This is a genomic window from Nonomuraea sp. NPDC003709 (assembly GCF_040610775.1).
In the GTDB taxonomy this organism is placed as follows: domain Bacteria; phylum Actinomycetota; class Actinomycetes; order Streptosporangiales; family Streptosporangiaceae; genus Nonomuraea; species Nonomuraea angiospora_A.
The window spans coordinates 485496-506860 of sequence record NZ_JBEXMW010000004.1 but is presented as its reverse complement, the minus strand read 5'-3'; the positions used below and the strand labels follow the sequence as shown (position 1 = coordinate 506860).

Annotated in this window: 14 protein-coding genes; 5 read left to right on the top strand and 9 right to left on the bottom strand. The window is 71.3% G+C overall.

What is annotated here, in order from left to right; genetic code table 11:
* Nucleotides 1–50: 50 nt before the first annotated feature.
* Nucleotides 51–782 carry a TetR/AcrR family transcriptional regulator gene (locus tag ABZX61_RS15130; protein WP_355194774.1) on the bottom strand — a complete coding sequence of 244 codons (732 nt, stop codon included), beginning with the start codon at nt 780–782 and terminating at the stop codon, nt 51–53.
* Between the two features lie 97 nt (nt 783–879).
* Between ABZX61_RS15130 and ABZX61_RS15125 the strand changes: the two genes are divergently transcribed.
* Complete coding sequence (locus ABZX61_RS15125; RefSeq protein WP_355194772.1) at nt 880–2325, top strand: MFS transporter; 1446 nt, start codon at nt 880–882, stop codon at nt 2323–2325.
* A gap of 42 nt (nt 2326–2367) precedes the next feature.
* Here the strand turns inward: ABZX61_RS15125 and ABZX61_RS15120 are convergent, their stop codons facing one another.
* The 5 genes from ABZX61_RS15120 to ABZX61_RS15100 form a co-directional block, all read right to left on the bottom strand.
* Nucleotides 2368–3507 (bottom strand): VWA domain-containing protein, encoded by a 1140-nt coding sequence (locus tag ABZX61_RS15120; protein WP_355194770.1) that lies wholly within the window; start codon nt 3505–3507, stop codon nt 2368–2370.
* Complete coding sequence (locus ABZX61_RS15115; RefSeq protein ID WP_355194768.1) at nt 3504–5747, bottom strand: DUF5682 family protein; 2244 nt, start codon at nt 5745–5747, stop codon at nt 3504–3506. The genes ABZX61_RS15120 and ABZX61_RS15115 overlap by 4 nt, the downstream gene beginning before the upstream one ends.
* Nucleotides 5748–5814: 67 nt before the next feature.
* On the bottom strand, nt 5815–6879 hold the full coding sequence (locus ABZX61_RS15110) for an AAA family ATPase (RefSeq protein ID WP_355194766.1): 1065 nt from the start codon (nt 6877–6879) through the stop codon (nt 5815–5817).
* Nucleotides 6876–8339 (bottom strand): DUF5691 domain-containing protein, encoded by a 1464-nt coding sequence (locus ABZX61_RS15105; protein ID WP_355194764.1) that lies wholly within the window; start codon nt 8337–8339, stop codon nt 6876–6878. The genes ABZX61_RS15110 and ABZX61_RS15105 overlap by 4 nt, the downstream gene beginning before the upstream one ends.
* A complete protein-coding gene (locus tag ABZX61_RS15100) occupies nt 8336–9859 on the bottom strand; it encodes an SWIM zinc finger family protein (protein ID WP_355194762.1) in 1524 nt (507 codons plus the stop codon). The genes ABZX61_RS15105 and ABZX61_RS15100 overlap by 4 nt, the downstream gene beginning before the upstream one ends.
* 112 nt (nt 9860–9971) lie before the next feature.
* On the opposite strand from ABZX61_RS15100, the gene ABZX61_RS15095 reads away from it, so the two are divergent.
* From ABZX61_RS15095 to ABZX61_RS15080, 4 genes are all read left to right on the top strand, one after another.
* Nucleotides 9972–10517: a cupin domain-containing protein gene (locus tag ABZX61_RS15095; RefSeq protein WP_355194760.1), complete on the top strand. Its 546-nt coding sequence runs from the start codon at nt 9972–9974 to the stop codon at nt 10515–10517.
* A gap of 21 nt (nt 10518–10538) precedes the next feature.
* The gene (locus ABZX61_RS15090) at nt 10539–13790 is read left to right on the top strand and encodes an NACHT domain-containing protein (RefSeq protein ID WP_355194758.1); all 3252 of its coding nucleotides are present in this window, start codon (nt 10539–10541) and stop codon (nt 13788–13790) included.
* A gap of 85 nt (nt 13791–13875) precedes the next feature.
* Nucleotides 13876–14748, top strand: coding sequence for a UTP--glucose-1-phosphate uridylyltransferase (locus ABZX61_RS15085; RefSeq protein ID WP_350722412.1), 873 nt, complete (start codon nt 13876–13878; stop codon nt 14746–14748).
* 64 nt (nt 14749–14812) lie between these two features.
* Nucleotides 14813–16351 carry an aldehyde dehydrogenase family protein gene (locus ABZX61_RS15080; RefSeq protein WP_350722414.1) on the top strand — a complete coding sequence of 513 codons (1539 nt, stop codon included), beginning with the start codon at nt 14813–14815 and terminating at the stop codon, nt 16349–16351.
* Between the two features lie 61 nt (nt 16352–16412).
* On the opposite strand, the gene glnII is transcribed toward ABZX61_RS15080, so the two are convergent.
* The 3 genes from glnII to ABZX61_RS15065 all read right to left on the bottom strand — a co-directional run bounded on the left by glnII (nt 16413) and on the right by ABZX61_RS15065 (nt 21251).
* Nucleotides 16413–17432: a glutamine synthetase gene (gene glnII / locus ABZX61_RS15075; RefSeq protein WP_355194755.1), complete on the bottom strand. Its 1020-nt coding sequence runs from the start codon at nt 17430–17432 to the stop codon at nt 16413–16415.
* Nucleotides 17433–17593: 161 nt separating this feature from the next.
* On the bottom strand, nt 17594–20560 hold the full coding sequence (locus ABZX61_RS15070; RefSeq protein WP_355194753.1) for an AAA family ATPase: 2967 nt from the start codon (nt 20558–20560) through the stop codon (nt 17594–17596).
* A gap of 10 nt (nt 20561–20570) precedes the next feature.
* Nucleotides 20571–21251, bottom strand: coding sequence for a hypothetical protein (locus ABZX61_RS15065; protein ID WP_355194751.1), 681 nt, complete (start codon nt 21249–21251; stop codon nt 20571–20573).
* Nucleotides 21252–21365: the final 114 nt, after the last annotated feature.

Sequence of the window (21365 nt, the reverse complement as noted above, 5' to 3'; positions counted from 1 at the left end):
CCACGTCAGCACCTCCGGCGGGGGTCCTAGGCCGCCCTCGGCAATTGGGCCTAGGGCGTGCGGGGCATGCGGGCCTCGATGCCGTCGAGGAGCAGCTCGAGACCGTACCGGAAGCGCTGCTCGCCGTCGTCGGCGACCAGGTCGTCCACGAACTTGGTCATGTGCGGGAACCGCGCCGCCGGCAGCGCCCGGTAGTAGCCGGCGATCTGCCCGATGAAGGACTCGAAGTACTCCTGCGGGTCGGTCATACCGGCCGCGCGCATCCTGGCGAAGTGGACGGAGCCCTCGTACGCGTCGCCGACGATGTACAGGGAGATACGGTCCATCGACAGGGACGCCTCCCTCGGCGACATGCCGGCCTCGATCAGCAGCCCGAAGACGAACTCGCCCATGCGGATCGAGTTCTCCCCCGTGGGGATGTTGGCCAGCGCCACCCGGGCCAGGTCGCTGTGCTTCGACAGCACCCGGTGCACCTCCAGCATGTACTCCCGCAGCTGCTCCTTCCAGCGGCCCGGATCGCGCTCGGGCAGCCGGATCTCGCCGAGCACCCGGTTGTAGATCAGCTCCAGCAGCTCGTCCTTGTTCGCCACGTGCGCGTAGAGGGAGGCGGGGCCCGTGTCGAACTCCTGGGCCACACGTCTCATGCTCAGCGCGTCGAACCCTTCGGCGTCGACGATCCGCAGCCCGGCCTCGACGATCAGGTCCTGGCTGAGCTGCCGCCTCAGCTGGGCAGGCTTGCGCGACTTACGCCACGGGGGGAGCGGGACGTCCTCGGTTGCCATACGAACACTGTACTTGACACGAACGCTGTTCGCTACTAAAACGGTGTTCGAAGCGAACAGCGTTCGTTAATAGAACACCGTTTTTAAGGAGCCCCCCATGACAGTCACCGCCTCAGCGGCGACGACCGAGACCCAGCCCTACCGCTGGCGCTGGGTCGCACTGTTCGTGATCCTGGCCGCCGAGGTCATGGATCTGCTCGACGCGCTCGTCACCACGATCGCCGCCCCCACGATCCAGAAGGAGCTGGGCGGCAGCGACAGCATCGTGCAGTGGCTCGGCGCCGGATACACCCTGGCCATGGCCGTCGGCCTGATCACCGGCGGGCGCCTCGGCGACCTGTTCGGCAGGAAGCGCATGTTCGTGATCGGCGCGCTGGGCTTCACCGCCGCCTCGCTGCTGTGCGGGGTCGCGATGAGCCCGGAGATGCTGATCGGGAGCCGGGTGCTGCAGGGCCTGTTCGGGGCCGTCATGCTCCCGCAGGGCCTGGGGCTGATCAAGGAGATGTTCCCGCCGCAGGACCTGGGCAAGGCTTTCGGCATGTTCGGCCCGGTCATGACGATCTCGTCCGTGGGCGGTCCCGTGCTGGCCGGCTGGCTGGTCGACGCCGACTTCTTCGGCACGGGCTGGCGCATGATCTTCCTGATCAACCTGCCGCTCGGCCTGGCCGCCGCGCTGGCCGGCATGCGTTTCCTGCCCGAGTACCGTCTCTCGAACGCCACCAGGCTCGACCTCGTCGGCGTCTTCCTCGTCTCCCTGGCCTCGTTCCTGCTGATCTACCCGCTCATCCAGGGCCGCGAGCTGGGCTGGCCCGTGTGGACGTTCGTGTCCATGGCGGCCTCGATCGTGATGTTCGCGATCTTCGCCCGGTACGAGTCCCGCCGCGCCAGGTCCGGCAAGGACCCGCTGGTCACGCCCGGGCTCTTCCGCAAGCGCGCCTTCACCGGCGGTCTGGTCGCCGGCCTGGCCTTCTTCTCCGGCATGATGGGCCTCGGCCTCGTCTTCAACCTCTACACCCAGCTCGGCCTCGGCTTCACGCCGCTCGAGGCCGGTCTCACCGGGTTGCCGCAGGCGCTCGGCGGTGTCGTCGGCTTCGGGCTGGCGATGTCCGGCCTGCAGGAGAAGCTGGGCCGCGGCCTGCTGCAGATCGGCACCGTCGTCATGGCCGCGGGCGCGGCCGCGCTCGCTCTGACCATCCATCTGGCCGGGGTCGACGTCAGCGGCTGGCAGCTCGCTCCCAGCCTCGCCTTCGTCGGCATCGGGATGGGCCTGACCATGGCGCCGTTCTTCGACATCGTGCTGGCCGGCGTCGAGCCGCACGAGTCGGGGTCGGCCTCCGGCACCCTGACCGCGATCCAGCAGCTCGGCGGCGCGCTCGGCACCGCCGTGCTGGGGACGCTCTTCTTCAACCTGCTGGCGCGCCAGTGGAGCTTCGGCTCGTCGATGCAGGTCACCGTGTGGGTCGAGGTCGGGCTGCTGGTCCTGACGTTCGCCCTGGCCTACCTACTGCCGCGCAAGGCCAGGCCGGGCGAGTCCGGCCACTGACGCCCCGTGGCGGGGCGCACGGTGAACCGGCCGCCTGACGGCTCACACCGCGAGGTGACGCTCGGCCCACTGCGCGATGTCGCGCCGCTCGATCGCGGCGGCCATCAGGTCGGGGAAGGCGTCGGGCGTGCACGCGAAGGCGGGCACGCCCATCGCGGCCAGCGCGGCGGCGTTCTCGTGGTCGTAGAACGGCGCGCCCTCGTCGGAGAGCGCCAGCAGCACGATCACCTGGACGCCGGCCTGCGTCATCGCGGCCACCCGGCGCAGCATCTCCTCCCTGACGCCGCCCTCGTAGAGATCGCTGATCAGGATGAAGATCGAATCGGTGGGGCGCGTGATGAGGCCCTGGCAGTAGGCGATGGCCCGGTTGATGTCGGTGCCGCCCCCGAGCTGGGTGCCGAACAGCAGCTCCACCGGGTCGTGCAGCTGGTCGGTGAGGTCCACCACCGCCGTGTCGAACACCACCAGGGACGTCTTGAGCGACCGCGTCGAGGCCAGCACCGCCCCGAACACGCTCGAATAGACCACCGAGGCCGCCATCGACCCGCTCTGGTCGATGCAGAGCACCACCTCGCGCTGCACCGACCGCTGCCTGCGGGCGTAGCCGACGAGCCGCGAGGGGACGACGGTGTTCTTCTCCGGCAGGTAGTTCTTGAGATTGGCCCTGATCGTCCGGTCCCAGTCGATGTCGGCCACCCGCTTGGGGCGATGCGTCCTGGCCGAACGGTCGAGCGCGCCGGTCACGGCGGCCCTGGTCTTCTGGGCCAGCCTGCGTTCGAGCTCGTCCACCACCTTGCGCACCACGGCCCTGGCCGACTCGCGGGCCTGGTCGGGCATGACGCGGTTGAGCGCGAGCAGCGTGCCGACGAGGTGCACGTCCGGCTCGACCGCCTCCAGCATCTCGGGCTCCAGGAGGAGCCTGGTGAGGTTGAGCTTCTCGATGGCGTCCTTCTGCATGACCTGGACGACCGTGGAGGGGAAGTACGAGCGGATGTCGCCGAGCCAGCGGGCCACCCGGGGCGCGGACGCGCCGAGCCCGCCTTCCCTGCCGCCCTGGTCGTAGACGGCCGACAGCGCGGCGTCCATCCGCGCGTCCAGGCCCTCCAGCCCGAGCCCGGTGCCGTCGGCGTCGCCGCCGCCCAGCACCAGCCGCCACCTGCGCAGGCGCTCGTCGTCGGTCATCCGTCGTCCTTTCCGAGGATCGCGAGCACGGTCGCCACGGCCGCCGCCGCGCGCCGCTCGTCCACGTCCTGCCGCTGCCCTTCCCGCGCGCCGCTCCCGGCCGAGCGGACGCGCTCCCCGATCGCCCTGCGCTCGGGGACGGCGAACCCGCCGAACGTACGGCGCAGCAGCGGCAGCACGTCGGTGAACTGATCGCCGGACAGCCCCGTGAGCCACCCGTCCACCAGGCTCAGCAGCCGCGGATCGTGCACCAGCAGCAGCCCGCCGCCCGCCAGGAACCCCTCGACCCACGCCGCCGCCCTGACCGGGACCTGCCCCCTGGACATCGCCCTGGCCATGCGGTCGCCCGCGTCGTCGAGCTCCCCCGCGTCCAGCAGGATCCTGGTGAGCCGCCCCTCGATGAGCCCGTGCAGGTCCTGCCGGTCGCTGACGCCCCGCAGGGTGACCAGCCACCGGCTCCGCGGCGACACCTCATCCCCGGTGCCCTCCGTCTCGAGGAGCGCGACGGCCGCGTGTACGGCGTCCACGTGTTTGAGCAGGCCGGCCGCCGCGTCCTCGTCCAGCCCCGTCACCGCGACCGGCAGCCCGACGCAGATCCGCTCCAGCATCGAACGGACGATCACCGCCAGCCCCTCGGCCGAGGTGCCGCGCACGTCGCCGTAGCGGCGGGCGCGCACCATCGCGGGCAGCGCCGCCATCAGGTGCGTCACGTCGGTGTCCAGCGCCGCCCTGGCCGACAGCGCCGCCAGCACCTCGGGCAGCGCCTGCGGCAGGTCGGCCAGCAGGCACTGCTCGACCAGCGAGGTCAGGTCCGCCAGGGCCGTCCGGTCCGTCGCGGCCAGGTCTCTGGCCCGCTGCGCCGCCGCCCCGGCCACGGTGGTGCCCAGCGCGGCCTGCTCGATGAGCGCCAGGTCGTGCTCGGGCCGCCACCGCAGCGTCCACGTCTCCCTGAACGTGCCCTTCCCGCGCGACTCGCCCAGCACGCCCCAGCCGACGCCGAGCAGCCCGAGCCGGTGGAGCAGGTGGCTGCGGTCGAGGTCGAGCGGCTTGCGCAGGTCGAGGTCGATCTCTCGGTCGAGCGCCTCCGGCCTGAGCCGCAGCCGCCGCTGCTGATCGCGCAGGTCCCGCTGGAGCGGCACCATCGGGGTGCCGTCGGTGACCTGGCCGAGCCGGTCGCCGACGACCATGCGCCGCTGGATCAGCTCGACGGCCAGGTCGTCGCCCTCGCACAGCACGGCCCTGGCCGCCTCGGTGACCTCGCCGAGCCCGGCCAGGGGCCTGCCGCGCAGCGTGGCCAGGGTGTGCGCGAGGCGTACGGACTCGATGACGTGCGCGGACGACACGGCCAGCCCCTCGTCGCGCAGCACCGCGGCGGCCTCGGCCAGCCACCGCTCCACGGGCCGGTCGGGCGCGCCGAACAGGTGGTGGTACCAGCCGGGCGAGGTGATCCCCGCGCCGTAGCCGCTCCACGAGGCCAGCCGCCCGTACGTCCACGGCACCCACGTCAGCTCGGCCTTCACCTTGGGCAGCCCGCGCAGGACGGCGTTGTCCCTGGCGGCGGGCGGGAGCGGGCCGGTCAGCGCCGGGACGTGCCAGGCCCCGCAGATCACCGCGATCCGCCCGTAGCCCTCCTTGAGGGCCGCGCGGAGGGTCTTGCGCATGTACGCCTCGCGCCTGGCCTCCCGCTCGTCCGGCTCGTAGCCCTCGCGTACGGCGGCCATGGCCTCGGCGATCACCTCGAAGGGCGTGTCGCCGCGGTGCTCGACGACGTCCTCCCACCAGCGTTCGGGGTCGTCGTATCCGGCGGCCGCGGCGAGCGAGCCGATGGGATCGGCCCGCAGACCGGACGTTTCGCCCCGGTCTTCGTCCCCGGTCTCGCCCCGGTCCTCATCCTCGGCCAGCGAATGGGCCGCCGGGAGGTCGCAGAAGCGCACCGGGACGCCGGCCGCGGCGCCGTACAGGATGGCCTGCCATTCGGGCGAGAACGCGGCGAACGGCCAGAACGCGGCCCGCGCCGGCGCCCCCGGCACGTGGGCCAGCAGCGCGACGGGCGGCTCCAGCTCGGGCGCGAGCGTGACGAGCGGGTCGGCCTCGGGCGGGCCCTCGATGAGGATGGTGTCGGGGCGCAGGCGTTCGAGCTCCTGCCGCACGGCCCGCGCGGAGCCCGGCCCGTGGTGCCGCACGCCGAGCACCGAGACGATCGGCCCGCCCGCGCCGCCGGGAACCGGGAGGGCGCTCATGCGTCCTCCTTCGTCGGCCGCATGCGCACTTCGCGACTGTGTCCAATGGGTCGCTCGCTGCGCTCGCTCATGACACCTCGCGGCAGGCGCGGTAGAAGTCGCGCCAGTCGGAACGCTCGCGCACCACCGTCTCGAGGTATTCGCGCCACACCACCCGGTCGGAGACCGGCTCCTGGACCACGGCTCCCACGATCCCGGCCGCCACGTCGGAGGGCCGCAGCACGCCGTCGCCGAAGTGGGCCGCCAGGGCGATGCCGCTGGTGAGCACCGAGATGGCCTCGGCCGTGGACAGGGTGCCGCTGGGCGACTTGACCTTGGTGCGCCCGTCCTCGGTGACGCCCGTGCGCAGCTCGCGGAACACCGTCACCACCCGCCGGATCTCGGCCAGCCCGGTCGTCGTCTCCGGCAGCTCCAGGGCGCGGCCGAGCTGGGTGACGCGGCGCGCGACGATGTCGACCTCCTCCTCGGCGGTGGCCGGGACCGGCAGCACGACCGTGTTGAACCGGCGGCGCAGGGCGCTGGACAGCTCGTTGACGCCCCGGTCGCGGTCGTTGGCCGTGGCGATCACGTTGAAGCCGCGCTCGGCCTGGACCTCGCGGTTGAGCTCGGGGATCGGCAGCGTCTTCTCCGACAGCACGGTGATCAGGGCGTCCTGCACGTCGGACGGCATGCGGGTGAGCTCCTCGACGCGGGCGACCCGGCCCTCGGCCATCGCGCGCATCACGGGCGACGGGGTCAGCGCCTCGATCGAGGGGCCCTCGGCCAGCAGCCTGGCGTAGTTCCAGCCGTAGCGGATGGCCTCCTCGGCGGTGCCCGCGGTGCCCTGCACGAGCAGCGTGGAGTCGCCGCTGACGGCGGCGGCCAGGTGTTCGGACAGCCAGGTCTTCGCGGTGCCGGGCACGCCGAGCAGCAGCAGCGCGCGGTCGGTGGCCAGCGTGGCGACGGCCACCTCGACGATGCGGCGCGCGCCCACGTATTTGGGGGTGATGCGGTCTCCGTCGCCCAGGATGTACGTGGTCACGGCCCACGGGGAGAGCTTCCAGCCCGGCGGCCTGGGCCGGTCGTCGTCCTTGGCCAGGAAGGCCAGCTCCTCGGCGTACTGGTCTTCCGCGTGCGGACGCAGAACAGTCATGGGTGAAGCTCCTTGTACATGTCGGCACGGAAACGCAGCAGGGCGGCCACCTGCTGGACGGACTCCACGGGCGAGTAGCTCAGCGCCAGCGGGAACAGGGCCGGGTCGATGCGCTCGCCGGCCAGCTTGACCAGCTCGCCGAGGTTCCACGGCTGGGTGGTGGCCACCTTCACGATCTTGCGGAGGACGGCCGTGGCCAGGCCCTCGCGCCAGTGGGACGACACTCCGCCCAACACCATGATCAACTGACTGTCCAGATCATGCTTTTTCACGAAATCGGCGGCAAGTTCCTGCTGCTCGTCGGGCGGCAGGGACTCCAGGAGGTCGGCGATCGGGTCCCAGCCGAACATCGCCCGCGCCCACTCCGGGTCCTTCTGCAGCACGGCGGCGCGCACCCAGGCGGCCTTCACCTCGGCGTCCCAGTCGGGGATCTTCATCGTGAGCAGCGCCGCGGGCGGGTGACCCCAGATCGACAGCGGGGCTCGGGCGAGGATCTGCTGCAGCCACCAGGCCCGCTCGCCGATGCCCCTGGGCGGTTTGGGACGGATGCCGTCGCGTTCCATGGCCTTGTCGCAGTCGTGGGGGGCGTCGACGGCGATGACCTTCCGGGAGATGGTCACGCAGGCCCGCGCCCTTCCGGCCATGCGCTGGGACATGCGCGAGCCGGGCAGGCGGGTGAGGAGGTTGGCGGCGGCCTGACGCACCTCCCGGCGGCGGTCGTCGAGCGCGCTCTCCAGGAACGGCTCGTCCTCCATGCTGAGCCCGTCGGCCAGCACCTCCACGAACTCGGCCCGGTCGTCGGGCGTCTCGCGCTCCCACGTGCTCTCCAGCAGCCGCCTGGCCTGCTCGGGATCGGCCGTCCTGAGCGTACGCAGGTGCGCCCGCCGGTCCGCGGCGCCGCCCAGCTCCCACGTCTCCCCGGTCGGCTCCTCGAGGAGGTAGTCCCAGGCGGGATTGAGCCCGGCCAGCCACCGGCCCCGCTGCCCGGCCAGGACCCCCAGATGCACCCGGATCGAGCGATCCCGCCGTCCTTTCTCCAGGAGCTCGGGCAGCACGTACGGCGGCACCCTCCGGCCGGTGGCGGCGGCCGCGGCCAGCCATTCGGGCAGCAGCCGCTCGTGCTCGCCGCCCATGATCCGCACCAGCCGCTCCGCCGCCCGCCTCCCCACAGCCACCCGCTCCTCGGCAGGGGCGGCCTGGGCTTCGAGGGACGCTGCGGAAGACCCGTCCTGCGGCCCGGCCACACCGGGCGCCTGCTGCCGCTGCTCGGCCGCACCAGGCGCCTGCTGCCGCTGCTCGGCCGCGCCGGGCGCCTGCTCCTGCGACCCGGCCGCGCCGGTCTTGCGTCCGGCCCTTCGCCGCGCCACTTCCACTGCGGCGGCATCGAGCAGATCACCCTGGTACGGCCTGCGATCGGTCCCCACGAGCGCCGTCGAGGCCAGCTCCTCCCAGCTGGTCAAAGGATCACCGCCGTTCCTTCGTCGTCCCAGGTGGTCAGGGGCCGCAGCCCGCGCGGCGTCCATTCGACGGCCACGGTGACCGGACGCCCTCCGGAGACGGCGATCAGCCGCCACGGGTCGCGGGCCGCGCGATGCAGCGGCAGGCCGCCGATCGAGTCGCGCCCCGGGACCACCCCGGCCAGCACGAGCGGCCACGACTCGGTCCAGGGATCCTCGCCCAGCGCCCCGGCCACCTCGTCGAGCGCCTGCTCCGGCGACACCCCAGGCGGCGTCCCCGCGACCGCGCCCCCCGCACCGGAGCCGTATCGGGCGCCATCGTCCGCGTGAGAGCCGTACCGTGCCGCGTCGTCCACGCCGGAGCCGCACCGCGCGGTGTCGTCCGCGCCGGAGCCGTATCGGGCTTCGTCGCCCGCACCGGGGCCGTACCGCATGGCGTCGTTCGCGCCGGGATCGTGCCGGGTGGCGACCAGCGCGCGCAAGGGGGCGGCGCCCGGGTAGTACGTGAGATCGGCCTCGATCGTCGTACCCGTGACCAGGGAGGCGTCCAGCGGCTGCCCCTGCGGCGCGAACGAGAGCACCAGAGCCGCCCGCCCGCTGCGCCGCCCCCGCAGCCAGACGCGCCGGGCGGTCAGCCGGTCCTGCTCCTCGTCCCGCCGGCCCAGCACGTCCCACTGGTCGCGCACCGCGGCCCCGGCCAGCACCTCCTCCTTGGGGACCGGAAAACCGACCCGGCTCAGCACGGTCTCGGCCAGCGCCCCGGGCAGCTCCGCCCGCCGGCGATAGGCGACGGCGAGCAGGTGGATCAGCGCGTATTCCTCCAGCAGCCGCCCCGGCCAGTCGTCGTCGGCCCGGACCCGGACCAGCCTGGAGACGACCCCGGCCACGCCGGGCGCCTGGGCGTCGATGAGCCGCTTGGCCAGCCCCTCCCATTCGTGCTCGGCGGCCCCCGCCAGCCCCTGCCGCACCTGGTCGTCGAGCCACCGCTCCAGCTCGCTCAGCCCGGCGGCGACGCGCCCGTGGCGGACGGACTCCGCGCCCGACCGCGACGATCCACCGGACCGCCCGGCGCCGTGCGCCCCACCGCCGTGCGCCCCACCGTCGGGAGCCCCACCGTCGGCCTCCCCCGAGGACACCTCGGCGGCCTTCTTCGCCCGCGCCTCTTCGATCTTGGCCGCTTCCTTGGCGGCGCGCTCGGCCCGCGCCTCCACCCACTCGGTCACCCACTGCGGCGCGCCCTGCTCGACGGGCACCCCGTCGGCCGCCCACATGAGCAGCAGCCCGAGCGCGTGCTTGCACGGGAACTTCCGGCTCGGGCAACTGCACCGGTAGGCGGGCTCGGTCAGATCGACGCAGGCGAGGTAGGGCCTGGCGCCGCTGCCCTCGCACTCGCCGTACACGACCATGCCCGTCGTGCCGCACGCCGACCATTTCCCGGGCGCCGCCACCTTCTGCGCGGCCGACCGCGACGCCGCGTCCGGGGCCAGGGCGAGCACCTGATCACGGCTCCACCGTTCGATCACCTGCCGCAGACTAGCCACCTCCACCGACATTTCGCGCCCCGTCCGCCAGATGCCCATCGACCGGAAACGAACCACCCATCTTGTCCCGATTTATCGGCATAAACTCTCCTAGGTGGAGCTGCGAACCTACCCTGACGGCCCGTCCATCCAGGTGCCCGACGAGGCGGCGGCCCTGGCCAGCCCGCTCGACGGGCAGCTCGTCCTTGACGGGAACCTCTTCCTGCGCAGGGACGTGACGGGCGCCCCCGTGGCGTTCGTCGAGCGCCCGCCTGTCGCCGCGGCCCTCGACCTGCTCCCCCACCCCGAAGGCGGCTGGTTCAGGGAGACGTGGAGATCGTCCGTGACCTTCCACCCGGACGGCTACCCCGGGCCACGGGCCAGCGCCACGGGCATCTACTTCCTGCTGCAGCCGGGCGAGGAGTCGGTGCCGCACGTGGTCAGGTCGGACGAGGTCTGGCTGTGGCACCGCGGCGGCCCGCTGAGCCTGACGATCGGCGACTCCGTGGTCACGCTGGGGGCCGACGTGGAGAAGGGTCAGGTGCCCCAGGCGATCGTGCCCGGCGGCGTGTGGCAGTCGGCCCGCCCGGCCTCCGACGAGGCGGTACTGGTGAGCTGCGTCGTGTCCCCAGGCTTCGATTTCGCCGACTTCACCGCTTAGCAAAGCCGGTATATAGGAGGCATGCCAGGCATTGAGGCGGCGCTGACGGCCGCGGGCAAGTCGATCGCCGAACGTGCCATGCGGGAGTGGCTCGCCACCCGGGCCGCGCGCAAGGAGCAGGGGTCGGAGCTGAAGGACCTCATCCAGGGCGGCTTCCGCGACCGGCTGGCGCCCAGGAAGTTCGACAACCAGCTCCAGGGCATCGCGCTGGCCGTGGAGGGGCGGCTGTCCCGGCTGCTGGAACAGGAGTTCCGCGGGCTGGACGAGCAGGCGCGGGCCGCCGTGCTGCTGGAGGTGGTCCACGCCCTGCGGCAGGCGGACCTGTCCGACGCCGCCCTCTTCGAGGCCGACGCCGACGCGGCCAAGCTCGCCGGGCGCGTCATCTCGCGGCTGCCGGAGCCTCGGCTCGGGGAGGCGGAGGACCAGCTGTACGGGGTGCTGCTCGCCGAGTGCGTCGAGTGCCTGACGGGCATGATGCGCCAGCTCCCCCAGTACGTGCCGCGGGCGGCCACGGAGAGCCTGGCCCGGCTGAGCGGCCTGGCCGAGGGCATGGAACGCCTGCTCGCCCGCATGCCCCTGCGAACGCTGGAGGCGCCCGAGGGCCGCCAGGACGACGACGCGTTCCAGCGCCACTACCTCGGCTTCGTCAGCCGGACCCTGGACGAGGTGGAGCTGTTCGGGGTGCGGGTGGAGAACTACCGGCCCCGTACGTCGCTGAGCGTCGCCTACATCAGCCTCAACGTCGCGGCGGGCGAGCGCGGGCGCCGCGCCCCCGAACGCCTCTCGGTCGCCTCGCTCACCGGCCGCCCCGCAGGGGAGCTCGGCACCGAGCGCATCGAGTCGGCGCTGGGTCGCGAACGCCTCATGCTGCTGCGCGGCGACGCGGGCTCGGGGAAGAGCACGCTGCTGCGCTGGCTGGCCGTCACCGCGGCCCGCGGCGACTTCTCCGGCGCCCTGTCCGGCTGGAACGGCTGCGTCCCCCTGATGATCAAGCTCCGCAGCCACGCCGGAGGCAGGTTCCCCGCGCCGTCCGCGTTCCTGGACGACGTCGCCCAGGAGGTCTCCGGGCGCATGCCGCGCGGGTGGGTGGAGCGGGTGCTGGAGTCCGGCCGCGGGCTGCTGCTGGTGGACGGCGTGGACGAGCTGCTGGTACGGCACCGCCCGGCCGTCCGGGAGTGGCTGTCGCGGCTGCTGGCCGCGTACCCGGGGATGCGCGTGGTGGTGACCTCGCGGCCGACCGCGGCGGACGCGCGGTGGCTGGCTGACGAGGGGTTCGCGGCGGCAACGCTGGAGCCGATGACGCCCGGCGACCTGCGGGAGCTCATCCGGCAGTGGCACGTGGCGATGCGCGACTGCCCCAGCCTGCCGTGCGCGCCCGAGGAGCTGGAGGGCTACGAGGTCGCGCTGCTGGCCCGCATGGAGTCCAACCCGCACCTGGGGGTCGTGGCGTCGACGCCGCTGCTGGCCGCGATGTTGTGCGCGCTCAACCTCGACCGCCGCACCCAGCTGCCGCGCAACCGGATGGGCTTCTACGACGCGGTGCTCAGCCTGCTGCTGGAACGGCGGGACGCCGAACGCCGGATCACCGACGAGGTCTCCCTGGACCCCGACCAGAAGGTCTGGATCCTGCGTGACCTCGCCTGGCGGCTGGTGTCCATGGGCCGGTCGGAGCTGTCGAAGGCCACGGCGCTGAAGAGCGTCGAACGCAAGCTGGCCCTGATGACCCGCATGCCGTATCCGGCCGCCGACGTGCTCGAACACCTGCTCCGCCGGTCCGGCGTGCTGCGCGAACCGGTGCCGGGCCGCATCGACTTCGCGCACCGTACGGTGCAGGAGTACCTCGCGGCGGGCCAGCTCGTGGAGGACGAGGACGTGGAGGCGGCGGTCGAACGCGCGCATCTGGACCAGTGGCGCGAGGTCGTGGTGATGGCCGCCGGGCACGCGACCGGCCGCGTGCGCAGGGAACTGCTGGCGGGCCTGCTGGACCGCGCCGACCAGGGCGGGCCGCACGCGCGGCGGCTGCGGCTGCTGGTGGCGGGGTGCCTGGAGACGATCCAGGAGCTCCCGGTGGAGCTGCGCGACCGCATCGAGGCGTGCCTGGCCGAGGTGATCCCGCCGCGCTCGGAGGTGGAGGCGGGCGTGCTGGCGGCGGTGGGCGAGGAGATCCTGCGGCGCCTGCCCGGCGATCTGTCCGGCCTGACCGACCGGCGAGCGGCCATGACGGTACGGACCGCCTGGTTGATCAACGGCCCGGAGGCGCTGGACAAGCTGGCGGGGTACGCGGCCGATCCACGCTGGGAAGTCCGCAGGCAGCTCAACGAGGGCTGGAATTACTACGACGCCGAGGTCTACGCACGACGTGTGCTCGCTGAATCGGACCGCGTCACGGTCACGTGCAGCCGTCTTCTTCGCGGTGTGGCGCACCTGCGGACGGCCGAGACCTTGATCGTCGACCTGGACGAACGGCTCACCGATCTCGGCTTCTTGCGAGAGGTGCCGCAGTTGAAGGCTCTGGAACTGAGCGACGTCGCCATGGACTCCCTGAAGGACGTGGAGGCGTTGCCTGCGCTGAAACGCCTCTTTATCTCACTTGACACGTCACGCCCCATGGGCTTGGAGGCTCTCGGCGAACTTCCGCAACTGAGCGATCTCACGCTCTGGAACGTCGAGTTCGACGATCCGACCTTCCTCGACCGGATCCCGCGCCTGAAGTCGCTCGGACTGGAACTTCCGGCGCACGACCAATCCGACTGGGCGGGCCCGCTGTCCCGGCAAACCGAGCTGCGTGAGCTGGTTCTCCATCGCGAACGCCTGCCCATCCCGCCGGCGGCGTTCGCCGAAATGCGGGACCTGGATTGGGTGTCGTTGGCCTCCGTCACAGGGGTCAGCGATTGCCTGGACGCTCTGGCGCAGTCCTCCCCTGCTCTGACGAGGCTCCAGCTCACCGGCCCCACCCGCTTGGACCTGGCGGAGCTCGACCGCTTCCGCCTGCACAGCCTCTGGCTGAGGAACATCGACATCGGGGATCTCACTCCGCTCCGCGGCCATGAGCACCTTGTCACGTTGGGCGTGGATCATTGCGACCGGCTGCCCGACCTCGCACCGCTCGCGAGCCTTCCCCGGCTCCGGACGTTGCGTCTCCTGGACGCGGCAGAGGAGATCGACCTCAGCCCTCTTGCCGGTAACCCCGATCTCAACGTGATCCTCAGGACGGGTCAGCGGGTCGCGAACGAGCAGCTGCTGCCCGGCACGATCAAGATCCGGCGCCTTTGACGGGCCCCTCGCCGCCCACTAAAACGGCTGAGGTAACGTCGGCTCTCTCCCCGCACGATCAAGCCGCTCGATCAAGGAGAGACGCATGGTCCACAAAGCCGTCATCCCCGTGGCCGGCCTCGGCTCGCGGCTGCTGCCGCTGACCAGGGCGCTGCCCAAGGAGATGCTGCCGATCGGCGACAAGCCCGTCATCGAGCACACCATCCGGGAGCTCGTGGACTCCGGCATCGACGAGATCACCATCGTCACCTCGTCCCGCAAGGACCTCATCCAGCGGCACTTCGCCCCCGACGCCGACCTCGAGCTCCAGCTCCGCGCCGCGGGCAAGGACGACCTGGCCGACGCGGTGGCGGAGCTGTCGTCGCTGGCCCACATCACGTACCTGTACCAGAACGGCCCCTACGGCAACGGCACGCCCGTGCTCAACGCCGCCCGCGTCATCGGCGACGAGCCGTTCATGGTGCTGTGGGCCGACGACGTGTTCGTGGCCGAGGTGCCCAGGGCCAAGCAGCTCAAGGCCGCGTACGACGCCACCCACGCCCCCGTGCTGGCCCTGATGCCGATGGCCGTCGAGGACGCCTCGCGGTACGGCGTGCCGATCGTCAAGGAGGACCTCGGCGGCGGCCGCCTGCTGATCTCCGGGCTGGTGGAGAAGCCGTCCCCCGAGCAGGCCCCCTCCCGGTACGCCGCCATCGGCGGATATGTCGTCACCCCGGGCGTCATCGAGGAGCTCCACGAGCAGACGCGCAGGTGGCAGGAGAACCCGCAGGGCGAGATCTACCTCACCGACGCCCTGCACCGGCACGCCGCGGACCACCCGGTGTACGGGCAGGTGATCGACGGCACCTGGTGGGACACGGGCTCGCCGCTCAACTACCTCAAGGCCCAGTTCGCCGCCGCGCTCGCGCACCCGAGGTTCGGGCCGGAGCTGCGCAAGCTCGCCCAGGAGAGCGGCTGACATCCGGTTGGGTTTTTTCCGGCGAGATGATTGTCTGACCGAAGGAACTACGAGGAGGACACCGGTGAGCCGTCAGATCGTTTCCATCGTGGGTGGCAAGGAGACGGGAAGCGCCACCACGTACCCGTCGACCAACCCGGCGCGCCCCGGCGAGGTCGTGGCCCATGTCGGGCTGGCCGACGCCGGCACGTTCGCGGCCGCCTGCCGCACCGCCAAGGAGGCCCAGCGCGAGTGGGCCAAGGTGCCGGCGCCGGTGCGCGGCCGGGTGATCGCCTCCATCGGCCGGCTGGTCGAGGCCAACGCCGAGCGGCTGGCCCATCTGGTGACGGAGGAGATCGGCAAGCCGTACGCCGAGGCCCTCGGCGAGGTGCGGGAGATCGTCGACACGTGCGACTTCTTCCTGGGCGAGGGCCGCAGGCTGTACGGGCAGACGGTCCCGTCGGAGATGCCGGCCAAGAACCTGTTCACGTTCCGCAACCCGATCGGCGTGGCGGCGGTCGTCACCGCGGGCAACTTCCCGGTCGCCGTCCCCTCGTGGTACCTGGTCCCGGCGCTGCTCTGCGGCAACGCCGTCGTCTGGAAGCCCGCCGAGTACGCCGCCGCCTCCGCGCACGCCATGTACCAGCTCTTCGTGGCCGCCGGGCTGCCCGACGGCGTGCTGAACATCGTGTTCGCCGACGGCGCCGCGACGTACGAGGGCCTGGAGCAGGCGCTCGGCGAAGGGAGCGTGCAGAAGGTCGGGTTCACCGGCTCCAGCGAGGTGGGCCGGAAGATCGGCGAGCTGACCGGGCGGCACCTGCAGTCGGCCTGCCTGGAGCTGGGCGGCAAGAACCCGATGGTGATCATGCCGGACGCCGACCTCGACCTGGCCGTGGAGGGCGCGCTGTTCTCCGGTTTCGGTACGGCCGGTCAGCGCTGCACCAGCCTGGGCACGGTGATCGTGCACGAGAGCGTGCACGACGAGTTCGTGGAGCGGTTCGCGCGGGCCGTGGGCGAGGCCAGGATCGGCGACCCCGAGGAGGACGTGCTGGCGGGCCCGCTGCTCGACCAGAAGTTCGCAGATCGGTACGAGGAGTACCTGACCTGGATCCAGCCCCACCACCAGGTCGTGTCCGGAAATATCGGGAAAATTACGGGGGACAACCCGCGCCGCGACTTCGACGGCGGTGGGGGCCTCTACTATCACCCGGTGGTCGTCGACGGCGTCCGGCCCACCGACCACCTGTTCCTGGAGGAGACGTTCGGCCCGATCGTCGGCGTCACCACCTTCAGCACCCTCGACGAGGCCATCGAGCTGGCCAACCTGCCCGGCTACGGCCTGTCGAGCTCCATCTACACCACCGACCCGCAGCACGCCTTCCGCTTCCGCGAGGGCATCTCGGCCGGCATGGTCAGCGTCAACAACTCGACCTCGGGCGCCGAGGCCCACCTCCCGTTCGGCGGCAACGGCAAGTCCGGCAACGGCAGCCGCCAGTCCGGCATGTGGGTGCTCGACCAGTTCACCCGCTGGCAGGCAATGAACTGGGACCATTCGGGCCGCCTGCAGAAGGCCCAGATGGACGTCGCCGAGATCGAGCCCGACCTGGCCTTCCGCCTGCCCTGATCAAACGCGAGAACGGGCCCCTCGGAGGCGAGGGGCCCGTTCTTCGTCGCTTGCGGGCGGGTCAGACCTGGCCGGCCTTCGCCAGGGCCGAGCAGCAGGTGTTCACCAGCAGGCGGGTGACCACGTACGGGTCGACGTTGGCGTTCGGGCGACGGTCCTCGATGTAGCCCTTCTTCTCCACCTCGACCTGCCACGGGATGCGCACGGACGCGCCGCGGTTGGACACGCCGTAGCTGTACTTGTTCCACGGGGCGGTCTCGTGGGCGCCGGTCAGGCGGCTCTCGACGCCCGCGCCGTACTGCGTGATGTGCTCCATCGGCTTGTCGCCCTCACCGAGCGCCTCGCAGGCGGTGATGATGGCGTCGTAGCCCTCGCGCATGGCCTTGGTCGAGAAGTTGGTGTGCGCGCCGGCGCCGTTCCAGTCGCCGCGGGCGGGCTTGGCGTCGAGGGTGGCCTCGACGCCGAACTCCTCGGCGGTCCGGTAGAGCAGCCAGCGGGCCACCCACAGGTGGTCGGCGACCTCGAGCGGGCCCGCCGGGCCCACCTGGAACTCCCACTGGCCGGGCATGACCTCGGCGTTGATGCCGGAGATCGCCAGACCGGCGGCGAGGCAGCGGTCGAGGTGGAGCTCGACGATCTCGCGGCCGAAGATGGCGTCGGCGCCGACACCGCAGTAGTACGGGCCCTGCGGGGCGGGGAAGCCGCCCTCGGGGAAGCCGAGCGGGCGGCTGCCCTTGAAGAAGGTGTACTCCTGCTCGATGCCGAACCAGGACTCCTGAGCGGCGTACTTCTCGGCGATCGGGCGGAGCAGAGCGCGGCTGTTGCTGACGTGCGCGTCGCCGTTGATCTCCTCGACCTCGGAGAGGACCAGGACGTTGTCACCGCCGCGAATCGGGTCGGGGCAGACGAACACCGGGCGGAGCACGCGGTCCGACGAGTGGCCCTCGGCCTGGTTGGTGCTGGAGCCGTCGAAGCCCCAGACCGGCGGCTCGGCCCCGTCGGCGAGGATCCTCGTCTTCGAGCGCAGCAGAGCCGTGGGCTCGGTGCCGTCGATCCAGATGTACTCAGCCTTGTAGCTCACGGCGGTCCTTTTCTTCACGGTGTTCACAGCCACGCCGAGTCTTACGGACGGCCGTTTCCCGGTTTTTGCCCGAATGTGAACGCCGTGTTAATCAGGCACTCCAAAGGTAAAAAGATGGCGTGGCGCCGGGGGCGCCACGCCATGCGATCAGAGCCGTCGTGTCAGGTGCGGCCCTCCGTCCCGTTCCCGTCGTAGCCGAGCAGCCGCATCGCCGTGTCGGGATCCATCGCCGCCGCCAGGAGCTGGGCGCGGGCGTGGGCCTGGTCGCGTTCGCGTTCGGCCTTGGCCTGCGCGGCGCGTACCCCCTTGATCGCGACGAGCGCGAGCCCGGCGCCCACGATCACCGCGACCACCACGACGAACAGCAGGAGCAGCAACCCCGGCGAGGCCACGGTCGAGGTGGCCGCGTTCGTGCCGACGCCCGCCACCGTGCCCGTCACCGCGAGCGCCGCGATGATGGACAGCGCCACGAGCCCGAGCAGGCTGGCGACGACCAGCCAGACCCGGCCCGCGCGCCGCGGCGCCGGAGGCGGGACCGCGGCGGCGGTCGGTGTCCCCACCACGACGGGCACCGGCGTGGGAGACGGCGAGGCCGCCGCCCACGGCACGAACTCGGGGCGCTCGGCCACCTCTCCGTTCACCTCGTGCGTGATGAGGGGCGGAGCCTGGATCACCGAGGGCTGCGCTGCCGGGGACGCCGGCTGGACGGCCGACACGCCGGGACCGCCGTAGGCGATCGGCTGCAGCTCGACCGGCTCCTCCACGGGCCCGGGAAGGTCCCGCTCGATGTGGCTGTGCTCCTTGTGGGCCCTGGCCGCGTCGCGGTGGTAGTCCTCCAGCTCCTGGCAGAGCTCGTCGGAGGCGTAGATCGTGCCGTCGATGAGCGGCCCGGGCTCCCGGCGGATGATGGCCACCACGTCGTCGCCGTTGAGCGTCTTGTGCGTCTCCAGCGCGTGCGCCACGCAGAGGACCTCCCTGCGGTGCTCCTGCAGCAGCTCCTCGGTCTTCTCCAGCATCCGCACCAGGTTGAACTCGATCCGCTCCCCCAGCACGTCGGGAGTCAGGTCGGGCTGGTTCCTGGCGGGCTCCCGCTCGGTGATGCCGATCGCGCCGCCGGCGCCGGGGCGGGCCTTGCGCATGGCCTTGCCGCCCATGATCTCCAGCTCCTGGAGGGCCGGCAGCGAGGTGACGCCGGAGCCCATCCCCCAGTACGACTCCATCATGGCGGTCAGGTACGTGGCCGAGTACAAGTCGCCGGAGACGCCGGAGGAGTTGTCCTCGCCGAAGAACATCCGCTCGCCGGCCAGCGAGGCCAGGGAGACCATGATGTCGGCCTCGTGCTCGGACTTCCACCGGGTGAACTGGTCCTCGGGCTTGATCGAGGCGACCATGCCCAGGTAGTCGGCGCCCTTCTCGATGGTGGCGATGTCGATCTCGAGGTGGAAGCGGGTCACGTACGCCACGACGGCGTGGCAGGCCTCGTGCACGGCCACGGCGTGCCGCTCGCGCTCGATGTACTCGACGTCCTCGGGCGGGCCGAGCTGCTTGAGCCGCTTGGCCCGCAGCACGTCCGACCAGGTGATGACCTCGCGGCTGTCCCTGATGGCGGTGATCAGCGACTCGTTGACCAGGTCCTTGATCGTGGCGCCGGTGGCGTACGGGGTGATCGTGGCCAGCTTGTCGATCTGCTCCGGGGTGAGCTCGTGCCACACCTTGTCGAAATAGCCCTGGTACGTGCGGACCCGCCCGGCCTTGGACGGGTAGCCGACCTTGTAGATGCGGTCGATGCGGCCCGGCCGCAGCAGCGCCTCGTCGAGCGCGTCGGGCCGGTTCGTGGCCATCATGACGAGGATGCGGTACTTGGGCGGCGGCTTGGGCCGCATGCCGAGCAGCCGGCGGACGAGCCGGTTGAAGAACCCGCGCGGCTTCTTGAGCCCGGACAGCTCGGTGAGCAGCGCCTGCAGCGTGCCCGGGTCGCCCGAGCCGTTCATGCCGCCGCCCATGAAGAAGCGGTTGCGCCGCCCCGGCTCGTCGGGCGACTCGCGCCCGGCCCGGAAGGCCAGCACCTGGCGGGTCTCCTCGGACAGGTAGTTGAGCCCGTGGCAGCCGTTGACGCCGGACAGGCCGGAGAAGCCGCCCTGCCCGGGCGGGCCCTGCTGGGCGAGGCGGCCGCGCTTGCCGAGCGAGTCGGCCTCGTCGAAGAAGACGATCACGCCGCCGTACCGGAGCGCCAGCTTGCGCAGCTTCCTGAACAGCCCCTTGACCTTGAGGATGCCGACACCCATGAACATGTTCGTGAACGCGCCCGGATCCACGAACACGTACGGCTTGCCGGTCTCACCCGCGACGGCCTCGGCCATGAGGGTCTTGCCGGTGCCCGGCGGCCCCCACAGCAGCAGGCCGCTGGGGACGTACCCGCCGCGCCGCTCGATCTCGTCGGGGCGCTCGAGGAAGACGATGTTCTCCCGGACGCGCTCGACCACGTGGTCCTGCCCCCACACGTCGTGGAAGCGGGTCTTGATGTCGTCGGGGAAGTACGTCTCCACGCCGCCCCTGGACAGGAACCAGAACAGGCCCACGAACTGGATGATGACCACGAAGAACAGGAAGACGATCTGGATCAGGAACGGCATCGCGTTCCAGAGCAGCGCCGGCGCCTGCATCACCGCCACGAACGGGCTGACGTCCAGCACCGCCCCCAGCACCAGGGCCGTCAGCACCACGAAGAAGGTGACCTTGAGCGCCCGGGAGAGCCGGTACCTCGTCCAGTCGTCGAACCGCCGGTGCGTCCAGCGCTCGAAGCCGCCGAACACCCGGTGGCTCCAGAAGCGGTGGTAGGCCGACCAGTGCTCGCTGACCAGGAAGTGGAGTTGCCGCACGACCTCCACGCCGAGCAGCCAGAAGATCCATGGGTATTCGTACGCGATCTTCTGGGCCGCCTCGGGGAACGCGACGACGCCCTGCCAGTCGGCCATCACCTTCCACGTGAGGATGAGGAAGGCCACCACCAGGGCGATGAGGAATTTGCTCCGGTCCCAGAACTGCATCTTCTTTCTGGTCACGGATTCGGGGTCGGAGGGCCCGCTGCCGGGGGCACGCAGCCCTTCATGGTGATTGGTCGTGGTCAATGGTGCTCCCTCATCCAGGCAGCCGGAGCAGCTTGAACGTACTCTCGATCTTGTCGAACTCGGCGGCGCGCTTCCGGAAACAGACGGATTGGCAGCCGATGAGCATGACGGAGACCGTGGCGCCCTTCTCGTCGAGGATGGCGGTCTGGTCGAACGTCTGGACGTCCTCGCCGATCTGGTATTCGAAGCGGACCCGGACTCCCCTCGCGCCGTTGTCCATCGTCATGACCTCGTCGTTGAGGAGCGCGAAGTTCTTGAACATCGACGGCTGGCCTGTCGCCATGGCCTGCTGCGCGTAGAGCTCGCGCATCTGCGAGGTCACCGGCAGCACGAAGTCGCGCAGCCGGTTCAGTGAGATGGCGTCCCGCTGCTCCTCCGTGAGCTGGTGCACGGTGGCGTAGACGAACGGCTCCGTCGAGCCCAGCAGGTGGTTGACGGACGGCTCCGCGGACTGGTCGAAGGCGGTGGACCACACCCGCTGGGCCCGGAGGAGGGCCGCCACCGAGTTCGGCTGGTCTCCGGACAGGTACAGCTCAATGGGGTCGGCGTTGAGCTGCGTGAACGAGGACGGCACCTTGAAGTAGGTCGTGCCCGCCGAGTCGCGTACGTAATGGAATTCGGGCTGTCCGGCGCACGCGGACAGCATCAGGATCGCGACCGTGACCGCGATCAAACCCCGTGCCTTTTTCACCAGGGCTTACCTCCGCTTTACGGACCAACGGAGTTGTTGTGCCCGCTTTCCGACACAATGAGCGCGAAGCGGAGGGAAAAATCTTGACCAAATCTTGGCCGTGCCTTGGCTTTA

Excerpts from the sequence above, each read along its gene's own strand:
- ABZX61_RS15110 (WP_355194766.1), bottom strand. The coding sequence starts at position 6,879 with ATGACTGTTCTGCGTCCGCACGCGGAAGACCAGTACGCCGAGGAGCTG.
- ABZX61_RS15120 (WP_355194770.1), bottom strand. The coding sequence starts at position 3,507 with ATGACCGACGACGAGCGCCTGCGCAGGTGGCGGCTGGTGCTGGGCGGC.
- ABZX61_RS15090 (WP_355194758.1), top strand. The coding sequence starts at position 10,539 with ATGCCAGGCATTGAGGCGGCGCTGACGGCCGCGGGCAAGTCGATCGCC.
- ABZX61_RS15085 (WP_350722412.1), top strand. The coding sequence starts at position 13,876 with ATGGTCCACAAAGCCGTCATCCCCGTGGCCGGCCTCGGCTCGCGGCTG.
- ABZX61_RS15125 (WP_355194772.1), top strand. The coding sequence starts at position 880 with ATGACAGTCACCGCCTCAGCGGCGACGACCGAGACCCAGCCCTACCGC.
- ABZX61_RS15130 (WP_355194774.1), bottom strand. The coding sequence starts at position 782 with ATGGCAACCGAGGACGTCCCGCTCCCCCCGTGGCGTAAGTCGCGCAAG.
- ABZX61_RS15115 (WP_355194768.1), bottom strand. The coding sequence starts at position 5,747 with ATGAGCGCCCTCCCGGTTCCCGGCGGCGCGGGCGGGCCGATCGTCTCG.